We start from the raw sequence: 5,034 nt of genomic DNA on the forward strand, positions 1-5,034 counted from the left end.
AACACGCGGCCAGCCTGAACCCCGCCTTGCGACGTGCTTTGAAATGCGCGCTTACGATTGATCATGTCTGACGAGACCCCGGAAGAGCATAAGGAGGCTGCTCGCTTGGCTTGGAAAAGCCGCCACATCCCGTTCGGCACTCTTGTCATCAGCGTGTTTCTACTGGCCAGTGTGCTATCCGCAATCTTTATGGTTTTCGCCCAAGGACCTTCGAACCCTATTCCTTGACCCAATCCTGCTACCAGCCCGGTACCTTGGCCGCGCCCAAGATCCCCCGGCTCTTCTTGTGATGAACGCGCCTGCCCGAGCGATCAGCGGACCGTGTTTGGCCTGCGACCGTTTGGATTGCACGGCGAACTTGTGAGCCACACATGGATTGCCTTTTATACGCCCCTTGTTCCACGGCACGACGTTAGCACGATTGTGAACTGCCCTCATGGGGTCGTCCGAACCGAAGCGGGCCTACGCTGATCGACAGGGAGGATCCGAATCGGTAGCCATGGTGGGCTTGCACTCAGCAAGTAGCTGACCGATCCACCACAGAGACGAGAATAGAACGCTCTTACAGCAAGGATCTCCGTTCATGCCCTTCAATTCCTCCGCCGTCCACCGCGTTGCGCTCTTGACCGCGCTCGTTCTGCCTTCGGCGGTATGGGCCCAGCCTACTCCGTTCACGCCCGAGCAGCGCGATGCCATCGGCGGGATCATTCGAGAGTATCTCGTCAAGAACCCGGAGGTGCTGCAGGAGGCTTTCACCGAACTCCAGCGGCGCATGCAGGAGGCTGAGCAGGCAGGCCGGGCGGAGGTGCTGACCTCCGAGCGCGCCAAGCTCGAGAACTCGCCCCATGACTTCGTGCTCGGCAACCCGCAGGGCGACGTCACCATGGTCGAGTTCCTCGACTACAACTGTGGCTACTGCAAACGCGCCATGGCCGATGTGAAGGCGCTCATCAAGTCTGACCCCAAGCTGCGGGTGGTGATCAAGGACTTTCCGGTGCTCGGCCCGGGGTCGGTCGAGGCCAGCCGGGTTGCACTAGCGGCCAAGGCCCAGCTCTCCGGCGACAAGCTCTACGAGTTCCACACCAATCTCATGGAGAGACGCGGCCAGGCCAATGGGGAATCCGCTAAGGCTGTCGCCAAGGAGATGGGGCTCGACATGGCACGCCTGGAAAAGGATCTGCAAAGCAGCGATATCAATGCCACCCTCCAGCAGAACATGGAACTTGGGCAAAAGCTGGGGATCAACGGCACGCCGGGCTTCGTGATCGGGAATGAGGTTATCGCCGGCGCTGTCGGGGCCGAGCCACTGAAGCAGGTCATCGCGAACACGCGGAACTGAAGCAGAACCAGGATGTGAACAGCAGCTCCCGCGCCCGCTGACATCCGCTGCAGTGACTTGCCGCTCTAACCCGTATAGTTGGACTTAGGCCACTGCAACCATCCGACTCCCGGCGCCCTGATTGATGCTATTAAACCTGCGCTCAAGACCGCATGACAATCATTGTACGGGCAGCCAAGTTAGGCATCTGGTCGGCACAGGTTTTGTGTTCTGAGTGTCTGCAAGCATGGTAGAGCGGCATGGGGAGAATTAGGTCTAGTGACCTCCGTTCTTGACCCCAACGTGCCGCTTCCCTGCTGACAGTCGGCGGCACATGTTCAGTCAGTCCGGGGGGCGGGCGCACCCGGTCCAGGTCCGCCCGGACCGCCAAGTGCTAGTTGTTGCGCTTGATCCAGCTGTTGTACTGCTGGGCGTCAACTGCCGCGGCTCCGTTCCGTGCCAACATCTCTTGCAGCGGCGTCGGCCTGTGCCCCGGGGGGAAGCTCCCCTCCGGGAACTGCCCAGTCAGATTGCGGCTGGGTCTTTGCGCACCCGAGTAGGCTTGTCCGGGATCGTTGTAGCCAGAGACGGGAGGGTATCCGGACATGACGGGCTGGGCCTGGACGGCGCCTGAAATGCTCGCCGCAATGGCGAAGGCGAGGGGAAATTGTTTCATGACAATGAGCCTCCGATCTTGTTGGGAGCGCAACCTTGGTGCTCCTGTACTTAAGTTCGGTGGGAACGGCGCTTTGGTTACAGCGTCCCGCGCACGGCCCGCCAGACCTTCTAGCCCGTCCAATGATCGTGACACTGACACCCGTAAGGGCAGCCCGCGATCTCAGCCTCCGGGCACGGCAGCAGGCGCATATGGCGTGTAACCTTCGGCCCACCGACCCCGAATAATAAGAAGAATGCGCCGCCTACCGCGGCACGGAGACAAGGCAATGTATCTCGTATCAGCACTGGGAGCCCTCCTGCTCCTCCTCGCGGCCACCGCGTGGTCCCGCGCGCCGACCGTCGCGCTGGCTCCCGTCCGGGCCTGGCGTCCGGGATCCCGGCGGGAGCCCCGCTTGAACACCTGACGCGGTGTCCAGGTCCGGAGGATTCTCCGCAGGGAAAACCCTTCCATAAGCCCCGACATCCTGGACAAGGAACAGCCCATGAATTCGAGCTCCGACGGCGAGCAGACCCGGCCCCGCTCCCCGTCATCACTCGATGGCCGGCAGCTCCCCCTGGTCGATGGCTCTCTGCCTGGGGGCTGGCCTGCTGATCGTGCTGTTCGCCGTTGCCCGGCTTTTCACGTGAGGCTGACCCACCCCCACCACCGCTCGACTGTGCGCCTCCGCGGTACAGGGCCCGCGCCATTAGGGGATCGAAGCCCCACACCGGGCGTTTGTCCGCCGGGCGCAACGGTTCACGCACCTGACCAGCAAGGAAACTTCAGATGACCCACGACCGAGCCAAAGCGAACCCGCGTTGCCACCATGATGCTTCCACCCATGGCCATGTGGATGGCTCGGCCGACGCGCATATGCATCCGGCCGCTTCCGACGCGGAGCTCCACGTGAAGGACCCAGTCTGCGGCATGATGGTCGACCCGCACACCACGCCCCATCGGGCACAGCACGGCGGACGCCCGTTTTATTTCTGCTCGGCCGGATGCCAGGACAAGTTCGAAAAGGATCCGGCCCGCTACCTGTCCCCGCAGGCCGTCAAGCAGACCGACGAGCCCGTCCCGGAGGGCACGATCTACACCTGCCCGATGCATCCCGAGGTCAGGCAGGTCGGGCCAGGGTCCTGCCCCATCTGCGGCATGGCGCTCGAACCCGACATCATCACCGCGGATGCTGGTCCGAACCCGGAACTCGTCGACATGACGCGCCGGTTCTGGATCGGCACGGCCCTGACCGTTCCCGTCGTGCTCCTGTCCATGGGCGGCGATCTGACGGGGCTCACCCACGTGATCGGCCAGCAGGCCTCCAACTGGGTGCAACTCGCCCTCGCCACCCCGGTGGTGCTCTGGACCGGCTGGCCGTTCTTCGTGCGCGGCTGGCAATCCGTGGTGGCGCGCAGCCTCAACATGTTCACCCTGATCGCACTCGGGGTCGGCGCGGCCTGGGGCTACAGCACCGTCGCGACCCTCGCGCCCGGCCTGTTCCCGGCGGCCCTGCGGGGGCCCGACGGCGCCATCCCGGCTTACTTTGAGGCAGCGGCCGTGATCACCGTCCTGGTTCTCCTCGGGCAGGTGCTGGAACTCAAGGCCCGCGACCAGACCTCCGGCGCCATCCGGGCCCTGCTTGACCTCACGCCCAAGACAGCACGGCGCCTCAGTGCGGATGGCGTCGACGAGGAGATCGCCCTTGACGCGGTCGGTGTCGGCGACCGGCTGCGGGTTCGTCCGGGCGAAAAGGTGCCGGTCGACGGCGAGGTCCTGGAAGGACGCTGCTCGGTCGACGAATCCATGGTCACGGGCGAGTCGATGCCCGTCACCAAGGAGCCCGGGTCCAAGGTGACGGCGGGCACCCTCAACCAGACCGGCAGCTTCGTCATGCGCGCCGAGAGGGTCGGGCGCGACACCATGCTCGCGCGCATCGTGCAGATGGTCGCCGACGCCCAGCGCTCCCGCGCCCCGATCCAACGGCTCGTCGATCAGGTCGCCGGATGGTTCGTGCCCGCGGTGATCGTGATCGCGGCGCTCGCCTTCCTCGCGTGGTTCTTCTTCGGCCCCGAGCCGCGGCTCTCCTTCGCCCTCATCGCGGCGGTCGCGGTGCTCATCATCGCGTGCCCGTGCGCGCTCGGCCTTGCAACGCCCATGTCGATCATGGTCGGCGTCGGGCGGGGCGCCCAAGGCGGGGTTCTCATCAGGAACGCCGAGGCGCTGGAGCGGATGGAAAAGGTCGACACCCTCGTGGTCGACAAGACCGGCACCCTCACCGAGGGCAAGCCCGCCGTGACCGCGGTGGTGCCGGCGCCAGGGTTCGGCGAGGACGAGATCCTGCGCCTCGCCGCCAGCGTCGAGCGGGCCAGCGAGCACCCGCTCGCCACGGCCATCGTCGCCGCGGCGACGCAGCGGCGCCTCGCCCTGGCCGACCCGGAGGGGTTCGATTCGCCCACCGGCAAAGGCGCCCTCGGGACGGTGGACGGCAGGGCCGTGGTGCTGGGCAACGCCCGCTTCCTCGCGGAGCGGGGCATCGATGTCGCTCCCCTGTCGCAAGCCGCGGACGAGCTCCGGCGCGAGGGCGCCACGGCGATCTTCGTCGGCATCGACGGACGCGCCGCGGGCACCATCGCCATCGCCGACCCGGTGAAGGCCACGACCCCCGAGGCGCTAGCCGGGCTCAAGGCCGAAGGCATCCGCGTCGTGATGCTCACCGGCGACAACCGGACCACCGCGCAGGCCGTCGCCCGCCGGCTCGGCATCACCGAGGTCGAGGCGGAGGTGCTGCCGGAGGAGAAGAGTGCCGTGGTCAACCGCCACAAGGCCGCGGGCCGGGTGGTTGCCATGGCCGGCGACGGGGTCAACGACGCCCCGGCGCTTGCCGCCGCCGACGTCGGCATTGCCATGGGCACCGGCACCGACGTGGCCATTGAAAGCGCCGGCGTCACGCTGCTCAAGGGCGACCTCAATGGCATCGTGCGGGCACGGCGGCTGTCGCAGGCCACCATGCGCAACATCCGTCAGAACCTGTTCTGGGCCTTCATCTACAACGCCCTCG

General features: G+C 65.9%; 3 protein-coding genes. 2 read left to right on the forward strand and 1 reads right to left on the reverse strand.

The window, feature by feature from the left end; translation table 11 throughout:
- Nucleotides 1-583: 583 nt before the first annotated feature.
- Nucleotides 584-1,339, forward strand: coding sequence for a DsbA family protein (locus tag OC446_RS29240; RefSeq protein WP_262032422.1), 756 nt, complete (start codon nucleotides 584-586; stop codon nucleotides 1,337-1,339).
- Nucleotides 1,340-1,712: 373 nt separating this feature from the next.
- Here OC446_RS29240 and OC446_RS29245 read toward each other — a convergent pair whose 3' ends face one another.
- Complete coding sequence (locus OC446_RS29245) at nucleotides 1,713-1,994, reverse strand: hypothetical protein (RefSeq protein WP_262032423.1); 282 nt, start codon at nucleotides 1,992-1,994, stop codon at nucleotides 1,713-1,715.
- A 768-nt stretch (nucleotides 1,995-2,762) separates the two neighbouring features.
- Between OC446_RS29245 and OC446_RS29250 the strand changes: the two genes are divergently transcribed.
- Nucleotides 2,763-5,034: heavy metal translocating P-type ATPase (locus OC446_RS29250; protein WP_410055168.1), on the forward strand; the 2,272-nt coding region annotated here is incomplete at its 3' end.

The organism is Microvirga sp. Mcv34, from assembly GCF_024519725.1.
GTDB lineage: Bacteria > Pseudomonadota > Alphaproteobacteria > Rhizobiales > Beijerinckiaceae > Microvirga.